This is a genomic window from Rhodopseudomonas sp. BR0C11, from assembly GCF_010820945.1.
GTDB classification, from domain to species: domain Bacteria; phylum Pseudomonadota; class Alphaproteobacteria; order Rhizobiales; family Xanthobacteraceae; genus Rhodopseudomonas; species Rhodopseudomonas palustris_H.
This window is the reverse complement of sequence record NZ_QTKI01000059.1, coordinates 1-17,343: the sequence shown is the minus strand read 5'-3', so window position 1 is coordinate 17,343 and position 17,343 is coordinate 1. Positions and strand designations below refer to the sequence as shown.

General features: G+C 65.8%; 15 protein-coding genes. 9 read left to right on the top strand and 6 right to left on the bottom strand.

All coding sequences use genetic code 11. The features are described from left to right. Positions 1–60 precede the first annotated feature (60 nt). The gene (locus tag DYI24_RS07410) at positions 61–543 is read left to right on the top strand and encodes an MmcB family DNA repair protein (RefSeq protein WP_164571828.1); all 483 of its coding nucleotides are present in this window, start codon (positions 61–63) and stop codon (positions 541–543) included. Between the two features lie 132 nt (positions 544–675). Here the strand turns inward: DYI24_RS07410 and DYI24_RS07405 are convergent, their stop codons facing one another. Both DYI24_RS07405 and DYI24_RS07400 read right to left on the bottom strand, forming a co-directional pair. Continuing rightward, on the bottom strand, positions 676–1,230 hold the full coding sequence (locus DYI24_RS07405) for an ActR/PrrA/RegA family redox response regulator transcription factor (RefSeq protein WP_164571827.1): 555 nt from the start codon (positions 1,228–1,230) through the stop codon (positions 676–678). A 91-nt stretch (positions 1,231–1,321) separates the two neighbouring features. After that, on the bottom strand, positions 1,322–2,644 hold the full coding sequence (locus DYI24_RS07400; RefSeq protein WP_164571826.1) for an ActS/PrrB/RegB family redox-sensitive histidine kinase: 1,323 nt from the start codon (positions 2,642–2,644) through the stop codon (positions 1,322–1,324). A gap of 107 nt (positions 2,645–2,751) precedes the next feature. Between DYI24_RS07400 and DYI24_RS07395 the strand changes: the two genes are divergently transcribed. The 4 genes from DYI24_RS07395 (at position 2,752) to DYI24_RS07380 (ending at position 6,932) form a co-directional block, all read left to right on the top strand. Then, entirely contained in the window at positions 2,752–3,549 is a 798-nt protein-coding gene (locus DYI24_RS07395) for an ABC transporter ATP-binding protein (protein ID WP_205523415.1), read from the top strand. After that, entirely contained in the window at positions 3,546–4,376 is an 831-nt protein-coding gene (locus tag DYI24_RS07390) for an ABC transporter permease (RefSeq protein ID WP_107342778.1), read from the top strand. Before DYI24_RS07395 ends, DYI24_RS07390 begins: the two co-directional genes overlap by 4 nt. Before the next feature lie 138 nt (positions 4,377–4,514). Beyond that, positions 4,515–5,843 carry a polyhydroxyalkanoate depolymerase gene (locus tag DYI24_RS07385; RefSeq protein WP_107342779.1) on the top strand — a complete coding sequence of 443 codons (1,329 nt, stop codon included), beginning with the start codon at positions 4,515–4,517 and terminating at the stop codon, positions 5,841–5,843. A 255-nt stretch (positions 5,844–6,098) separates the two neighbouring features. Further along, complete coding sequence (locus DYI24_RS07380; protein WP_164571825.1) at positions 6,099–6,932, top strand: M48 family metallopeptidase; 834 nt, start codon at positions 6,099–6,101, stop codon at positions 6,930–6,932. Between the two features lie 257 nt (positions 6,933–7,189). Here DYI24_RS07380 and DYI24_RS07375 read toward each other — a convergent pair whose 3' ends face one another. Continuing rightward, positions 7,190–9,406, bottom strand: a complete 2,217-nt coding sequence (locus tag DYI24_RS07375; RefSeq protein ID WP_164571824.1) for a transglycosylase domain-containing protein — start codon at positions 9,404–9,406, stop codon at positions 7,190–7,192. A 183-nt stretch (positions 9,407–9,589) separates the two neighbouring features. Between DYI24_RS07375 and DYI24_RS07370 the strand changes: the two genes are divergently transcribed. Further along, positions 9,590–9,841: a hypothetical protein gene (locus tag DYI24_RS07370; RefSeq protein WP_107357377.1), complete on the top strand. Its 252-nt coding sequence runs from the start codon at positions 9,590–9,592 to the stop codon at positions 9,839–9,841. 93 nt (positions 9,842–9,934) lie between these two features. On the opposite strand, the gene DYI24_RS07365 is transcribed toward DYI24_RS07370, so the two are convergent. The 3 genes from DYI24_RS07365 to DYI24_RS07355 all read right to left on the bottom strand — a co-directional run bounded on the left by DYI24_RS07365 (position 9,935) and on the right by DYI24_RS07355 (position 12,176). Further along, positions 9,935–10,147 (bottom strand): hypothetical protein, encoded by a 213-nt coding sequence (locus tag DYI24_RS07365; protein ID WP_107342781.1) that lies wholly within the window; start codon positions 10,145–10,147, stop codon positions 9,935–9,937. A 294-nt stretch (positions 10,148–10,441) separates the two neighbouring features. Further along, positions 10,442–11,662 carry an ABC transporter substrate-binding protein gene (locus DYI24_RS07360; RefSeq protein ID WP_164571823.1) on the bottom strand — a complete coding sequence of 407 codons (1,221 nt, stop codon included), beginning with the start codon at positions 11,660–11,662 and terminating at the stop codon, positions 10,442–10,444. A 151-nt stretch (positions 11,663–11,813) separates the two neighbouring features. Further along, complete coding sequence (locus DYI24_RS07355; RefSeq protein ID WP_164571822.1) at positions 11,814–12,176, bottom strand: DUF1304 domain-containing protein; 363 nt, start codon at positions 12,174–12,176, stop codon at positions 11,814–11,816. 83 nt (positions 12,177–12,259) lie between these two features. On the opposite strand from DYI24_RS07355, the gene DYI24_RS07350 reads away from it, so the two are divergent. The 3 genes from DYI24_RS07350 to DYI24_RS07340 all read left to right on the top strand — a co-directional run. Then, positions 12,260–12,688, top strand: a complete 429-nt coding sequence (locus DYI24_RS07350) for a DUF1330 domain-containing protein (protein WP_164571821.1) — start codon at positions 12,260–12,262, stop codon at positions 12,686–12,688. A 95-nt stretch (positions 12,689–12,783) separates the two neighbouring features. Further along, positions 12,784–15,528: an ATP-binding protein gene (locus DYI24_RS07345; RefSeq protein ID WP_164571820.1), complete on the top strand. Its 2,745-nt coding sequence runs from the start codon at positions 12,784–12,786 to the stop codon at positions 15,526–15,528. 188 nt (positions 15,529–15,716) lie between these two features. Further along, a partial coding sequence (locus tag DYI24_RS07340) for a Tex-like N-terminal domain-containing protein (protein WP_164571819.1) occupies positions 15,717–17,343 on the top strand: 1,627 nt, incomplete at its 3' end.

Below are 17,343 nucleotides of genomic sequence, written 5' to 3'. Positions count from 1 at the left end.
AAACTGGAACTGACGTGACCGGTTGGGCACCTGCTCCGACTTCGGCTAGACTTGGACGCGATGGAATCGAATGCCGTTCAAATGATTCTGCCGCGCGATCTGCGGCAGTCGGAGACCGCGCTCAGCATTGCGCGCGGCACGCAGCGGCTGCTGCGTTCGCTCGGCTTCGCCTGCGTCAGCGAGCTGCCGCTGCCGTCCGGGCGGCGCGCCGATCTGGTGGCGCTGAACGAGCGCGGCGAGATCTGGATCGTGGAGATCAAATCGTCGGTGGAGGATCTGCGGGCCGATCACAAATGGCCCGACTACCGGGCGCATTGCGACCGGCTGTTCTTCGCCTTCACCCAGGATCTGCCGTGCGAGATTTTTCCGGCCGACACCGGGCTGATCGTGGCCGACGGTTACGGCGCTCATCTGCATTGCGAAGCGCCGGAGCACAAGCTGCCGGCGGCGACCCGCAAGGTGATGATGCTGCGCTTCGCGCTCGCCGCCGCTCAACGCCTTGGCCGCCTCGCCGACCCGCAGGGATTTGCCGAAGGGTCGTAGCTCCGTCATTCCGAAGGCGCGGCGTAGCGGCGAGACCGGAATCCCGTTGGTTTCTTCGCGCGTCAGATTCCGGGTTCGCGAACTTCGTTCGCGCCCCGGAATGACCAGGCTGATAATCGATAGAGGCTGTGCTTAGCGTGGCGCGCGCTTGGCGAGGATGCGCTGCAAGGTACGGCGGTGCATGTTCAGGCGGCGCGCGGTCTCGGAGACATTGCGGTTGCACATCTCGTAGATGCGCTGGATGTGCTCCCAGCGGACGCGGTCCGCCGACATCGGGTTCGGCGGCGGTTCGGATTTCTCGTTGCCGGTCGAGAGCAGCGCCGCAACGACGTCGTCGGCGTCCGCCGGCTTCGACAGATAGTCGACCGCGCCCATCTTCACCGCGGTCACGGCGGTGGCGATGTTGCCGTAGCCGGTCAGCACGATGGCGCGGCAATCGGGCCGCTCGCGCTTCAGCGCCGAGACCACATCGAGGCCGTTGCCGTCGCCGAGACGGAGATCGACCACGGCGAATGCCGGCGCCGCCTTGCCGATCTGGGCGAGACCGCTGGAGACGCTGTCGCAGGCCTTGACCGCGAAGCCGCGCGTTTCCATGGCCCGTGCCAGCCGGTCGAGGAACGGCTTGTCGTCCTCCACGATCAGCAGCGAGCGATCGGTGTGGTCATTCAGTTCGGGAATGGCGTTCACGGCGGGGCTCCTCGTCGAGTGTCACAAGATATGGGGGTGCGACACCGCGCTGCCAAGAGCGTGCGCCTGCGACCGGAGCGCGCGGGGCGGATCAAGCCATTGTTTCTTCGGTCTTTTCGATGGTCTCGAAGCGGTTCCTGGGCCAGCTGAGCTGGACGATGGCACCATGATCCGGGAAGGTCTTGTTACGGAACTCGACCTTGGCGCCGGTTCGCTCCAGCAGCGTCCGGGCGATGAACACGCCGAGGCCGAGGCCTGACCGCTCGCGATTGGGATCATCGGCGCTGCGGCGGCGTGACAGATAGGGCTCGCCGATCCGGCGCAGCACGTCCGGCTTGATGCCCGGACCGTCGTCCGACACCACGATCTGCACGGTGTCGGCGTTCCACCAGGCGTTCACCTCGACGGCGTTGCGGGCGAAGTCGACGGCGTTCTCCAGGATATTGCCGATGCCGTACAGGATCGCGGGGTTGCGCATCACCACCGGCTCGGGTTCGCCGTGCTGCGCCAGCCGGATCTTGATGGCGATGCCGAAGTCGCGATGCGGCGCCACCGCTTCCTCGATCAGCGTCGACAGCGGCATCCGGTCGAACGGCGCGCCGGCCGACGACAGCTGAGCGATCTTGCCGAGGATCTCTCGGCAGCGCTGCGCCTGTTCGCGTAAGGTCCGCAGGTCGGAGGCCATCTCCGGCGGGGCGGTTTTTTCCAGTTCGCGCGAGATCAAGAAGATGGTCGACAGCGGCGTGCCGAGTTCGTGCGCGGCCGCAGCGGCGAGGCCATCGAGCTGGGTCAGATGCTGCTCCCGCTCCAGCACCAGTTCGGCCGCCGACAGCGCGTCGGCGAGCTTGCGGGCCTCTTCGGTGACCTGGAAGGTGTAGAGGCTGGTGACGCCGATCGCGAGCAGGATCGAGAGCCAGACGCCGACCAGATAGATCCGCGGCAGCGCCACCGGCTCCTCGCCGGCCCAGGGCAGCGGCGAATGGCTGTAACCGAGGAATGCCGCGCAGCCGGCCGCGAAGATCCCGAGCGAGATCGTCATCCGGGTCGGCAGCGCGGTGGCGCTGATCAGCACCGGGCCGAGGAACAGGAATGCGAACGGGTTCTGCAGGCCGCCGGTAAAGTATAGCAGGCCCGCCAGCTCGGAGATGTTCAGCGCGAGCAGCAGCGCGGCGTAGATCGGCTCCATCCGCTGCATCGGGTTGAAGGCGATCTGCAGCGCGAGGTTGACCAGGCCCGACACCGCGATGATGACGATGCATGGCATCACCGCGAAGTCGAATTCCAGCCCTTCCGAGACCACGAAGATCGCGGCGAGCTGGCCGAGCGCCGCCAGCCAACGCAGCCGCAGGATGGTATCGAGGCGAACGTGGCGCCGCGGATGCCGGAAGTCGGCGGAAATCAGATCATCGGACATGGGCCGGACAGTAGCGTCGGCGGGTCGGTATGCCAATTGACGCCGCCCGCGGCGGATCGCCCGGCGGCACGCTTGCGCTCACCGCCGGCAATCGCCAAACAGGCTCCATGATGGCGATCGATAGCGTTGGCCGGGTCGACAACCCGGCGGGGTCTTCCTCCGTATCTGCGGCGATTGAAGTCTCGCATCTGGTCAAGACCTACAAGACCACGCGGGCGGTGGACGACATCTCGTTCCGGGTGCCGCGCGGTAGCATCACCGGACTGCTCGGCGGCAACGGCGCCGGCAAGACCACGACGATCGCGATGATCATGGGGCTGGTGCTGCCGACCGCGGGGCGGATCCGCGTGCTCGGCTGCGCGATGCCGGAGCAGCGGGCCGACGTGCTCGGCCGGATCAACTTCGAAAGCCCCTATGTCGACATGCCGTCGCGGCTGACGGTGCGGCAAAACCTGACGGTGTTCGGCCAGCTCTACGCGGTCCCTGACTTGCGCGGCCGGATCGCCGAACTCGCCGCCGATTTCGATCTGACCGACTTTCTCGACCGGGCCTCCGGCAAGCTGTCGGCCGGGCAGAAAACCCGGGTGGCGCTGGCGAAGGCGCTGATCAACCAGCCCGAACTGCTGCTGCTCGACGAGCCGACCGCCTCGCTCGATCCCGACACCGCCGACTGGATCAGGTCGCATCTGGAGAGTTATCGCAAGCGCCGCGGCGCCAGCATCCTGCTGGCTTCGCACAACATGCTCGAGGTCGAGCGGCTGTGCGATCGCGTCGTGATCATGAAGCGCGGCCGGATCGAGGACGACGACACCCCGTCGGCGATCATGGCGCGCTATCACCGCTCGACGCTGGAGGAGGTGTTTCTCGACGTCGCCCGCGGCCGGGCACGGGATGCTGAATCATGAGAAGTCTGATCGCCGGCCTCGAACTCGGTCACGGCCTCGCCTGGCATCGCATCAGCGCCATGGTGCTGCGCTATTGGTACCTGCTGCTGTCGTCGTGGCCCCGGCTGTTCGAGCTGGTGTACTGGCCGGCGCTGCAAGTGATCACTTGGGGCTTTCTGCAGAGCTACGTGGCGCAGAATGCCGGGTTCTTCGCCCGCGCCGGCGGCACGCTGATCGGCGCGGTAATCCTGTGGGACATTCTGTTTCGCGGTCAGCTCGGGTTTTCGATCTCGTTTCTCGAGGAGATGTGGGCGCGCAATCTCGGCAACCTGATGATGAGCCCGCTGAAGCCGCTCGAGTTTCTGATCGCGCTGATGATCATGAGCCTGATCCGTCTCGCCATCGGTGTCGTGCCGATGGTGGTGCTGGCGATGACGCTGTTCGACTTCAACCTGTTCGGCTTCGGCCTGCCGCTCGGCGCGTTCTTCTGTAACCTGATCTTTACCTCGTGGGCGCTCGGCATCTTCGTGTCGGGGCTGGTGCTGCGCCATGGGCTCGGCGCCGAGAGCATCGTCTGGAGCCTGATGTTCGGCGTGATGCCGCTCGCCTGCGTCTACTATCCGGTCGCGGTGCTGCCGCATTGGCTGCAGGTCGTCGCCTGGATGCTGCCGCCGACCTACGTGTTCGAAGGCATGCGGGCGCTGCTGATCGATCACCAGTTTCGCGGCGATCTGATGCTGTGGGCGCTAGGCATCAATGTGGTGCTGTTCGTGGCCGCGTTCATCAGTTTTCTGGCGATGCTGAACAGCGCCCGACGCCACGGCTCACTGATCCAGAGCGGCGAGTAGGATGAATCCGGACAGGCCTGTGGACTGTCCGTGCTTACTTTTTACGCGGTGAAGCGCATATTTCGATCTTGTGATTGACGCGCCTGTACCCAGCCGCCACTATGTTGCGCTGCACGGGGTTACGAGGGACACGACACGATGCCGGTTGTCATTGGTGAATTTGGTCGCCCGCCGGAGATGCCTGCGGAAGTCAGTCCGGCGCTGACCACGCCGATGTACTGGTTCTACGAGATGGCGCACGCCTCGCTGAATCCGGCGCGAGCGATGTCGGACGCGACCAAGCTGGCGTTCAAGAACCCGCTCAATCCGTGGAGCCACACCGAATTCGGCAAGTCGATCGCCGCGGCTTGCGAAGTGTTCGAGCGCACCACCCGCCGCTATGGCAAGCCGGAGTGGGGGCTCGACGACACCGAAGTCAACGGCATGCGGGTCCCGATCGAGATCCACAATGTCTGGGAAAAGCCGTTCTGCCGGCTGCTGTATTTCGAGCGCAAGCTGGAGCGCCCGCTGCGCCATCCGCAGCCAAGGTTGCTGATCGTGGCGCCGATGTCCGGCCACTACGCCACGCTGCTGCGTGGCACGGTCGAGGCCTTCCTGCCGACCCATGAGGTCTACATCACCGACTGGGCCGACGCCCGGATGGTGCCGGCGGCGGCCGGGCGGTTCGACCTCGACGACTATGTCGATTACGTCATCGAGATGCTGCAGACGCTGGGCGGCAACGTTCATGTCATGGCGGTGTGCCAGCCGTCGGTGCCGGTGCTGACCGCGGTGTCGGTGATGGAGGCCAACGAAGATCCGTTCGTGCCGCTGTCGATGACGCTGATGGGCGGCCCGATCGACACCCGCCGCAATCCGACCGCGGTGAACAATCTCGCGGCCGAGAAGGGCATCGACTGGTTCCGCAACCACGTCATCACCAAGGTGCCGTTCCCGCATCCGGGCTTCATGCGCGACGTCTATCCGGGGTTTTTGCAGCTCAACGGGTTCATCAGCATGAACCTCGACCGGCACATGGACGCGCATCGCAACCTGTTCAACCATCTGGTTCAGGGCGACGGCGACCTCGCCGACAAGCACCGCGAGTTCTACGACGAGTATCTGGCGGTGATGGATCTGACCGCGGAGTTCTATCTGCAGACCGTCGATCTGGTGTTCGTCAAGCACGCGCTGCCGAAAGGCGAGATGACGCATCGCGGCAAGCTGGTCGAGCCGTCGAAGGTCAAGCGCGTCGCGCTGATGACGGTGGAAGGCGAGAACGACGACATCTCCGGTCTCGGTCAGACCGAGGCAACGCACGGTCTGTGTTCGTCGATCCCGGATAATCGGCGCGTGCACTACGTGCAGAAGGGCGTCGGCCACTACGGTGTGTTCAACGGCTCGCGTTTCCGTTCGGAAATCGTGCCGCGTATCTGTGATTTCCATGCGTCGTCGGCGAGTGATACGCCGGCGCGCGCGGCGGAGTGATTACTACGCGTCGCCATTAGCAGGCGCTGTGGATGACGCGTTGCTGCTGATCAGTTTGCGCTGATAAATCAAAGCGCAAGCGGCCTGATCGGTTGTGTACATAGCCTGGGGGAATCCGGATTCACGGGTTCCGCAAGTAGTGAGGAGTGAGTCACCTCTCAGGGTATCGTTTTGAATCGAAATTCGCGAAAATTTCGAGTTCCGAGCCCCATCACTTAGGGGTGCGACATCGGCTTTGCCCTGTATATTGGGCAAATGATTTGTTTTTGCGCCGAGCGCTTCCCATGGCGGCGGTTATGGCAGATTCCAGGGGACCTTCTTTTCCCTGGACCTGCAGACATGGCCCGCGCACTTCTCTATCGGCGCCCCACGGAGCCGTCGACGATCCCCGTCCGACACGGCTCGCAGTTCTTCGCCGTTCGCATTCGCCGCCACCGCCGCGCGCGACGTTACACCTTGCGGATTCATCCGAGCGATCGCGAAGCGATTCTGACGATGCCGCCGCGCGGCACGCTCGCCGACGCCAAGGAATTCGCCCAGCGTCACGGCGCATGGATCGCCGCGCGTCTCGGCCGGCTGCCGAAGGCCGCGCCGTTCCTGCCCGGCACGCTGGTGCCCCTCCGTGGCCAGGACCATAAGATCGTGCACCGCGCAGGGCGCGGCACGGTGTGGACCGAAGTGCGCGAGTCCGGCGAAAAGATCCTGTGCGTCGCGGGCGAGACCGAGCATATCGAGCGCCGGGTGCTCGATTTCCTCAAGCGCGAGGCCCGCCGCGACCTGCAGAAGGCCTGCGATCGCTACGCGCCGGAGCTCGGCGTGAAGGTGACGCGGCTGTCGATCCGCGACCAGTCGAGCCGATGGGGCTCGTGCACCTCGGCCGGCTCGCTGTCGTTCTCGTGGCGGCTGATCCTGGCGCCGACTTATGTGCTGGACTATCTGGCGGCCCACGAAGTCGCGCATCTGGTCGAGATGAACCACTCGGCGCGGTTCTGGCGCGTGGTCGGCAAGGTCTGTCCGCAGATGGAGCGCGCCAAGACCTGGCTCGACTCCTACGGCAACGACCTGCACCGCTACGGCATCAGCGACTGAGGTGCGCTGGACGCGGGCGCGCTGCCCGCGTCGCCCTCACCCCAACCCTCTCCTGCAAGCGGGAGAGGGAGCCGGCTACGGTGTGGGGAGAGGTCAAGCCACTCAGCTATTCTTAGCTATCAAACAAACGCTTATTCGGGTGGCAGACGCTGCTCCATTTGCGGCGCGCTCCCTCTCCCGCTTGCGGGAGAGGGCTGGGGTGAGGGCTGCCACGCAGACTGAGGGCTGCCGCGCGCCGCTCAGATCTGCACGACGCATCACCGCCCGAACAGCCGATCCATCAGCCAGCCATCGAGGCCTGCGTCCGCCTCTGGCCGCACGTTGGCGCGGGTCGGCGGAGGCATGCGGCCTGCCCCGGGGGGCGGCGGCGCGTTGATCACCTGGGTTTCGCCGCGCGGGCCGGCCTGCGCGATGGTGCCGCCGCCTGTGGGCGGGGCGTTCAGTCCGCCGCCGAGGCCGGCCGGCGGGCTGCTCGCGATTGGGCCGCCGCTCCAGTCGCCGGGCAATGGCTGCGGCGTCTCGCCCTTGAGCGCTTCGCGCATGAACCGTGTCCACACTTCGACCGGCAGTCCGCCGCCGGTGGCCTTCTTGGTTGGTGAGTTGTCGTCGTTGCCGAGCCAGACGCCGGTGACGAGCGTCGAGGTGTAGCCAAGGAACCAAGCATCGCGGAAATCCTGGCTGGTGCCGGTCTTGCCAGCCGCAACCCAGCCCGGCAGGTCGGCCTTGTGGGCGGTGCCGGAGCGCAGCGTTTCCTGCATCATGGTGTTCATCATCGCTGCCGCGCGCGGGTCGACAACCCGGCTCGCCGGCTCGTCGCTGCGGACGTACAGCACCTTGTTGCCTTGCGCGGTGCGGATCCGCTTCACCACATGTGGCGACACCAACAGTCCGCCATTGGCGAAGGTGGAGTAGGCGCCAACCAGCTCGGTCAGCGTCACTTCCGAGGTGCCGAGCGCGATCGACGGGTTGGCGTCGAGCTTGGAGGCGATGCCGAGCCGGTGCGCGGTGCGCACCACGTTCTTCGGCCCGACTTCGAGCCCGAGCCGCACCGCCACCGTGTTCAGCGACATCGCCAACGCCTGGGTCAGGGTCACCGCGCCGAAATATTCGTGGGTGTAGTTCTCCGGCTTCCAGCCTTTGAGGTCGAGCGGCGCGTCCTGGCGAATGGTGTCGGGCGTCAGACCGGCTTCGACAGCCGTCAGATACACGAACGGCTTGAACGCCGAGCCGGGTTGCCGCTTGGCGGTGACGGCGCGGTTGAACTGGCTGTCGGCATAGTTGCGCCCGCCGATCATCGCCCGCACCGTGCCGTCCGGTGTCATCGCCACCAGCGCGCCCTGGGTCACCTTGTATTTGACGCTCTTGGCCGCCAGCTCGTCGATGATCGCCGCCTCGGCCACCGATTGCAGCCTCGGATCGATCGAGGTCTCGACGATGATCGACTGGTCGATCTGCCCGACCAGATCGTCGAGCACTTCGGTGATCCAGTCGGCAACGTAGTTGATGGTGCCGGCGCCGGTCGGCTTGACGGTGTAGACCGGGTTGGCGATCGCGGCCTGGGCCTGCTTGTCGGTGACGAAGCCGGCCTCCGCCATTGCGGCGAGCACGATCTGCGCGCGCTTTTCGGCGCCTTCGGGATTGCGGTTCGGTGCGAGGCGCGATGGTGATTTGACCAGGCCCGCCAGCATCGCCGCCTCGACCAGCGTGACGTCCTTGGCCGATTTGCCGAAGTACTTCTGCGCCGCGGCCTCGACGCCGTAGGCGCCGGAACCGAAATACACCCGGTTCAGATACAGTTCGAGGATCTCGGCCTTGGAGTGCTTGCGCTCCAGCCACAGCGCCAGCTCGACCTCCTGCAGCTTGCGGGTCAGCGTGCGATCCTGGGTCAGGAACAGGTTCTTGGCGAGCTGCTGGGTCAGCGTCGAGCCGCCCTGCGACACGCCCCGGTGCAGCACGTTGGTGACCGCGGCGCGGGCGATGCCGAGCGGATCGACGCCGAAGTGCTGATAGAACCTGCGGTCTTCGATCGCGATGAACGCCTTCGGCAAATACGGCGGCAGCTCCTTGAGCGCCACATTGGTGCCGGCCTGCTCGCCGCGCACCGCCATGGTCGAGCCGTCGTCGGCCACGATGGTGATGGTCGGCGGCCGCTTCGGGATTTCCAGCGACTGGATCGGCGGCAGATGCGCGCCCACCCAGACCATGACGCCGACCACGGCGAGCACCGCCCAGATGCCGGCGACCGCGCTCCAATACACCACGCGGCCGATCGCCTGGCGCACCGACGCGATCACGCCCTTGCGCGGCTTGCGCTTGCGCGCGCCGCCGCCGGCTTTGCCCGCGGGCTTCTTCTTCGGCTTGTCGTCGGCCACGTTCACCCGATCCTGCGGCGTCAGGCGCATGTCGGCGAGCGATTCACCGGACCCGAATTTCGGCTCTCGCCTCTCGCCGGCTTTTTTCCTGCCCCACGCCATCGCATCGTCCACGCCGACCGTTGCAAGCGACGCTAGCGAACCCGGTTTAAGGCCCGGTAAAGCGAAGGTTAAAGCCAGGTTCCCGATTTGACGGAACCGGCGCAGACTTGAGGCATCTCAAGACCTTGCGCTACAGCTCTGCGATCGATGCGGCGCCTGCCGACCGTACAGAAGGAACCAGTGATGACCAGGGTGTTGAGGACCGCGGAGGAGATCGAGGCGCTGCTGCTGCAGGACGTCCGCGGCCAACGTCACTGCGACAAGGTCGAGGCGATCCGGATTCGGCCGTGCCAGCCCTGTGACGACACCAATGGTGCGAATTGGAAGGTCGCCACGGTCGATCCCGGCCAGGCCAGCCGGGAATTTGCCGGCGCCGCGGTGATGACCGCGATGGACCGGCTGCAGCGCGAAGTCAGCGCGATCCCGTGGGAGTAATCGCGAGGTCAACACCACCGCCCGGTTCTGATTTGGGCAGAGCCGTTCCTTTGGTGAATGCCGAGCGGCTGTGCCGCAATCGGGGATCGGCGGTTAGTGATAGTTGCGGCGACGCGGCGCGGCGCCGATCTCGCCCATCAGCCAGCTCTTCATCTTGGCCCGGCTGGCGAACCGCTTGGCCTCTTCGAGCAGCTCGTCGCGCTCCTCGCCGGCCGGCGTCAGCGCGGCCTCAATGTACTTGGCGACCGCCAGCTCCTCGAGCTGTTCGACGGTGAAATAGCGGTTGCTGGTGCTGTCTGCTCTCATGCTGATCCGCCGCCGCCGGCAGCGCCTCCACTCAACGGCTTCCACTCCCGTCTGTTGGCGGCATTCGAACGCGATTCGGGCAGGCTGTCTGTGCAGAATTGGTCGATACCCGGCGATGTACCGGGGCGGAGAGGCCGCCTTCTGGTATCCGGCTGAGTAAGTCGTCCTCTGTGAGGATCAGGAAACCGCTCTCGGAGAGCGGTTTTGCCACTATCGCAATCGCAGGGCGAATCCGGGGCGCGAGTTCCACCCGCGACCCGGAATGACGTGCTGCTGCCGAACTGATCGCAGCGATTACATCGCCGCGTCGTCCTCGATGATCGGGCCGAACAGCTCCCAGCGCTCGCCGTTGAATTTCATCATCCGGAGCTGCTTATTGACGCGGAAGTCGGTCGGCGAGGTGTTGACCGACATGCCCGGCAGCGACAGGTCGCCGACGACATTCTTCAGGTTGGCGGCCTGCTTCATGACGTTCTCGCGGGTCAGGTTGTCGCCGCACTGCTTGAGGATGGTGACCAGCAGCTCCGCGGTGCTGTAGCCGTAGCTGTTGACGGTATTGAGCTTGTCGCCGTCCGGATAGTACTTGTCCATAAAGGCGAAATACTTCTTCACGCCCTCGTCGTTGGCCCATTGCGGGTCGGCAGGGTCCTTGCCGTAATTGACGCTGATGATGCCCTTGGAGATGTCGAGGCCGGCCGGCTTCAGCGTGGCCGACACCGGGCTGGCGTTGATGTCGAGGATATGGACCGGATTCCAGCCGAGGTCCGCGACCTTCTTGATCGCCTGCGCGGCGAAGCGCGGCGTCGAGGCGTCGTACAGCAGCGTGGCGCCGGCGGACTTCAGCTTGACGATCTGCGAGTCGACGGTCGGATCAGTGAGTTCGTAGGAGGCTTCAGCGACGATCATCTTGTCGGCCTTGTCGCCGAGCGCGGCGCGCAGGCCGGTGACGTAGTCGCGGCCGAGATCATCGTTCTGGAACAGGATGCCGATCTTGGCGTCGAGGTGATTCTGCAGAATGTAGCGGCCGTAGATGCGGCCTTCGGTCTGGTAGTTGGGGTTGAAGCCCATCGTCCACGGGAAGTTCTTCGGATCGGTGAACCGCGTCGCGCCGGTGGCGGCGAGCAGTTGCGGCACCTTCTTGGCGTTGAGATATTTCTGCACCGCGGCGTTGGATGGCGTGCCGATGATCTGGAAGGTCAGCAGCACCTCGTCGCTTTCGACCAGTTTGCGGACCTGCTCGACGGCCTTGGGCGGCGAATAGGCGTCGTCGTACTGGATTAGGTTGATCTTGCGGCCGTTGATGCCGCCTTGATCATTGATCATCCGCATATACGCGGCCTGGGTCTTGCCGATGCCGGCGTAGGCAGAGGCCGGGCCGGAGAACGGCACCGTCTGGCCGATCTTGATCTCGGTGTCGGACGCTCCCGGATCGTATTTCTTTTGCGCCGCGGCGGGCACGGCGGTCAGCGCAACGGTCGCAAGAGCCGCTACGGCGGCCTGATACAGGCTCTTCATCGCTGGTCTACTCCCTCATGGCTTATGACCGGCGGCGTTTTGCCTGCCGCCGTTAGCGGGGAGTGTGGATCAGCACTCGAGGTCTGGCAATGCCGCGATGGCGCGCCGTTGCAATTTGCCGCGCTGTGCGATGCAGCATCCTACTTGCCGACTACGCGACCCACGCTGCGATCAGCGCCACCACGGCGGGAGCTGCCTGGACGTAGAGAATGCGCCGGCTCACCGTCGAGGCGCCGTACAATCCGGCGACGATGACGCAGCCGAGAAAGAAAGTGGCAAGCTGCAGCGCCACCGCGGCGTTCGGATGCAGCAGCGACCAGATCAGCCCGGCCGCCAGGAAGCCGTTGTACAGACCCTGATTGCCAGCCAGCACCGCGGACGCCGCGGCTTTGTCGGGACTATTCCGAAACACCTTGAGCCCGAGCGGCTTGGTCCAGAGAAACATCTCGAGCACGAGGAAGAAGACGTGCAAGGCCGCGACCAGCGCGACGAGAAGGGTGGCAACGGCGCTCATGCGCAGGCTCCGGCAGCAGACATCGGCGGCTCGGGCGTGATACTAGCATGGTCAAACAAGTTCAAAGCAAGCAGGAGGGGCGCATGACCGGCCATATCGATCCGACCAAGGAGGTGTTCGCGCAGTTTCGCGAGATGGATCGTCCGGGGCCGATCCATATGCTCAACCTGGTGCGGCTGAAGCCGCGCGCCGCCTATCCGGACGGCCGCGAGGCGACCGGCGCCGAGGCCTATGCGGCGTACGGTCGCGACTCCGGCCCGGTGTTCGAGCGGCTCGGCGGCAAGGTGGTGTGGCAGGGCCAGTTCGAGCTGATGCTGATCGGTCCTCAGCACGAACATTGGGACCATATGTTCATCGCCGAGTATCCGAGTGTTGCGGCATTCGTGGAGATGATTCGCGATCCGGTGTATCGCGAGGCGGTGAAGCACCGTCAGGCGGCTGTCGAGGATTCCCGGCTGATCCGCCTGAAGCCGCTGAAGCCTGGCAAAGGATTCGGCGAAATCCCGACGTGAGTCGTCTGACATCAGGATAGGACTATGGTAGCGCCGCTTCGGCGCTTCCTATAGTTTGCTCTCGTCCTGCGTTCCTTCCCCCGGAGATTCGATCGATGCGCCTGTCGGTGCGCCTGACCTTGGCGATGACCGTGCTGGTGGCGTGTACGGTGGCGGCGATCGGAGTGCTCGCGTACTACAACATCGGGCGGGCAGCTGTGCCGTCCGGGCTGACGCGGCTCGCCTATCAGGCCAAGGCTCGGCTTGGCGCTTACGAATCGGTTCTCCGCATCATCCGCAACGAAGTGCTCTCGGCCCGGCTGCTGCCGGCGCATCTCGGCATCGTCAGGTCGCGGCTCAACGGCGGCACCGATCCGGAGGTCGGACTCACTGAAGCACAGTGGCGCTCGCATCTGGCGGCGGCGTATGCGGGCAACATGCAGGTCAAGCCCGGCCTTCTGGCTTATCGGCTGGTCGGCGTCGCCAATGGCGGGCGCGCCTTGATCGCCGTCGATCGCCACGGGCCGAACCGCAGCATCCGCACCGTGCCTGACGCCGAACTGCCAACGCTCGGTGATGACGAGACGTTCAGGCATGCCGCGGGGCTGACGGGCGACGAGGTGTACTTCTCGCCGATCCGGATCTTTTGGGCACCGAGCGGCACAGACGCCGCCGCTTCGTCGTCGCCGCGGTTCACAGCCGCGGCGCCGGTGCGCGATTCCAGCGGCACGGTGTTTGCGGTGCTGATGATCACTTACGATCTGCGGCCCGTGTTCGAACGCATCCGTGACGTGCTGGACAACGACACCGACGTGTACTTCGTCGAGGCCGACGGCGGCTACATGATGAACTACATGGACGGCCGCATCGTCTCGGCGGAACCGGAGCGGCGCTGGCAGGACGACTTCCCGCAACTCGCCGCCGCGCTTGGTGACAAGCCCGGGGCCGCGGCGGTGTTCTCCCGGCCCGACGGTGAGCGGGTCGCAGCGGCGATCGTCATGGCGCCGCTGTCGAACGGCATCCGCACCGCCGTGATCGAGACCGAACCGCTGGAACGGATCATGGCACCCGCCACCGCGCTCAGGACGCCGGGCCTGATCGTCGGCCTCGCGGCGGTGCTCGGCGCGGTGCTGCTGTCGGCTCTGCTGTCGCGTTCGATCGCCAGTCCGATCATGCAGCTCACCCGGGCGGTCGCGGCGTTTTCCCGCACCGGGCGTCTGGTGATGCCGGCCGGGCTGCGCGGCGAGAGCCGCATTCTTGCCGACGCCTTCGCCGAAACCGTCGCCAAGATCGACGAAGCCAATGCGGCGCTGCGCAGCAAGTCGGAACTGCTCGACAAGACCATCGCCAGCATGGCGGACGCGGTGGCGGTGCTCGATGCCGAGGGCAAGCGGGTGTTTGCCAATCCGACTTGCGTGGCCTTGTTCGGGGTCGCCGAGGACATCGGCTCCGAGCGCTGGAAGCGGAAGTACAAACGCTTCCTCGCCGACGGCGTCACGCCGATGCCGGATTACGACAGTCCGGCGGCGCGGGCGCGGCGCGGTGAGAGCTTCGACAATGTCGAACTCGGCATCCGCCACGGCGACGAGCCGGTAGTGCAGCTCGCCGCAAGCGCGCGGCGCATGGAAAACCCGGATGGCTCGTTCGCCGGGGCGGTGATCGTGTATCGCAACCTCACCGCGTTCAAGGAATCCGAACGCCAGCTGCGCCAGGCGCAGAAGATGCAGGCGATCGGCCAGCTCACCGGCGGCGTCGCGCACGACCTCAACAACATTCTCACGGTGATCACCGGCGGCATCGAAATGCTCGCCGACGGCGTGTCCGACCGGCCGGCGCTGAGGGATGTTGCCACGATGGTCGATCAGGCGGTGACGCGCGCCTCCGATCTCACCCACGGCCTGTTGTCGTTCTCGCGCAAGCAGCCGCTGCAGCCGCGCAGCATCGACGTCAACGCGCTGATGCTCGACACCGTCAAGCTGCTGCGGCCGACGCTCGGCGCCGGCATCGAGATCGATGTCGAGCCGTCGCCGGATCTGCGCCCGGCGCTGGCCGATCCGTCGCAGCTCGGCAGCGCGCTGATCAACCTTGCGATCAACGCCCGCGATGCGATGAAGGGCAACGGCAAGCTGCTGCTGGAGACCGGCAACGTCGATCTCGACCAGGCCTATGCGGCGCAGCACGACGAAGTCAGCGCCGGCCGCTACGTGATGCTGGCGGTGAGCGACACCGGTTGCGGGATTCCGGCGGCGATCCGCGACCGGGTGTTCGAGCCGTTCTTCACCACCAAGCCGGTTGGCGAAGGCACCGGCCTCGGCCTCAGCATGGTGTACGGCTTCGTCAAGCAGTCAGGCGGCCATATCGAGCTGTACAGCGAGGAGGGGCACGGCACGACCATCCGGCTGTATCTGCCGTATGCGGTCGCGTCGCTCGATACCGGGCTCGACAGCGCCGCGCCGCCGCTGGCGCAGGGCGGCCGCGAGTCGGTGCTGGTGGTGGAAGACGATGCGCTGGTGCGTAGCTATGTGATGACGCATCTGAAGGCGCTCGGCTACACCGCGCACTCGGCGGCTTCCGCGGCGGAAGCGATGTCGATGGTGTACGACGACGTCGAATTCGATCTGCTGTTCACCGACGTGATGCTGGCCGGCGGCATGAACGGGCCGCAGCTCGCCGAGGAGCTGCGCAAGTACAAGCCGGGCCTGAAGGTGCTGTTCACCTCCGGCTACACCGAGAACGCGATGCTGCATCATGGCCGGCTCGGTCCTGCCGTGCAGCTGCTGCCGAAGCCGTATCGCCGTGCCGATCTGGCACGGATGCTGCGCCGGGTGCTCGACGCCGAAGCCGACGTGCCGGCGAAATAAACGCGTTTTCAACAGGGAACACGGCGAATCGATTTGGTTCGGAGCGGCTCCCGAGGGGTTATGCACACGTCGTGCACCGGGCGGTCATGCGCCCTGCATCTTGCCCGCAAGATCGCGTAGGTTGCCTTCGATTCGCCGCGCCGCCGTGGCCGAGTCCCCCTCCTTCGAATCTGCCAAAGAGACTCCCAGTGCCGAACATCGCGTCCGTCATCGCATCCGAACTCGCCGTCCGTGAGCAGCAGGTCCAGGCCGCCATCGACCTGCTCGACGGCGGATCGACCGTGCCGTTCATCGCCCGCTACCGCAAAGAGGCGACCGGGATGCTCGACGACGCGCAGCTCCGCACCCTCGAGGAACGGCTGCGTTACCTCCGCGAGATGGAGGCGCGCCGCACCGCGATCATCGACAGCATCAAGCAGCAGGGCAAGATGACGCCCGAGCTGGAGGCGGCGCTGCTGAAGGCCGACAGCAAGGCACGTCTCGAAGACATCTATTTGCCGTTCAAGGAAAAGCGCCGCACCAAGGCGCAGATCGCGCGCGAAGCGGGCCTGGAGCCGCTCGCCGACCTGCTGTTGCAGAACCCCGACAAGGATCCGCAGGCCGAGGCAGCCGCCTATGTGAAGGCCGAGGGCGAGCACCCGATCGCCGACGTCAAGGCCGCCCTCGAAGGCGCGCGCGCCATCCTGGTCGAGCGCTTCTCCGAACACGCCGACCTCACCGGCTCGCTGCGCGAAGCGATGTGGAGCCGCGGCGCGCTGAAGGCCTCGGTGCGCGACGGCAAGAAAACCGTCGGCGCCAAGTTCGCCGATTACTTCGACTTCTCCGAACCGTACGAGAAGCTGCCGTCGCACCGCATCCTGGCGCTGCTGCGCGGCGAGAAGGAAGAGGTGCTGTCGCTCGATTTCGGTGACGGCGAAGACCCGGAGTTGAAAGAGCCGACCCAGTACGAAAACCGCATCGCCGCGACCTTCAGCATCGCCCGCAAGGGCCGTCCCGCCGACGGCTTCCTGTCGGATTGCGTGCGCTGGGCGTGGCGGACGCGGATCAAGACCGCACTGGCGCTCGATATGCGGATGCGGCTGTGGCAGCAGGCCGAGACCGAAGCGGTGCGGGTGTTCGCGGCGAATCTGCGCGACCTGCTGCTCGCCGCGCCGGCCGGCGGCCGCGCTACGCTGGGCCTCGATCCGGGCTTCCGCACCGGCGTCAAGGTCGCGGTGATCGACCGCACCGGCAAGCTGGTCGATCACGCCACGATCTATCCGCACGAGCCGCAGCGGCAGTGGAACGAGAGCATGCTGACGCTGGCGCAGCTCTGCGTGAAGCACCGCATCGAGCTGGTGGCGATCGGCAACGGCACAGCTTCGCGCGAGACTGAGAAGCTGGTCGCCGATCTGATGAAGGCCAAGCCGGATCTGAAGCTGACCAAGGCGATCGTGTCGGAAGCCGGCGCGTCGGTGTATTCGGCCTCGGAATTCGCCTCTAAGGAATTCCCCGATCTCGACGTGTCGATCCGCGGGGCGGTGTCGATCGCGCGCCGTCTGCAGGATCCACTCGGCGAACTGGTAAAGGTGCCGCCGCAGTCGATCGGCGTCGGCCAGTATCAGCACGATCTCAATCAGCACGCGCTGGCGCGTGCGCTCGACGCGACGGTGGAAGACTGCGTGAACGCGGTCGGCGTCGATCTCAACACCGCGTCGGCGCCGCTGCTGGCGCGGGTGTCGGGCATCGGCGAGACGCTGGCGGTGAACATCGTGGCGCATCGCGACGCCAACGGGCCGTTCCCGAGCCGTGACAAGCTGAAGGAAGTGCCGCGGC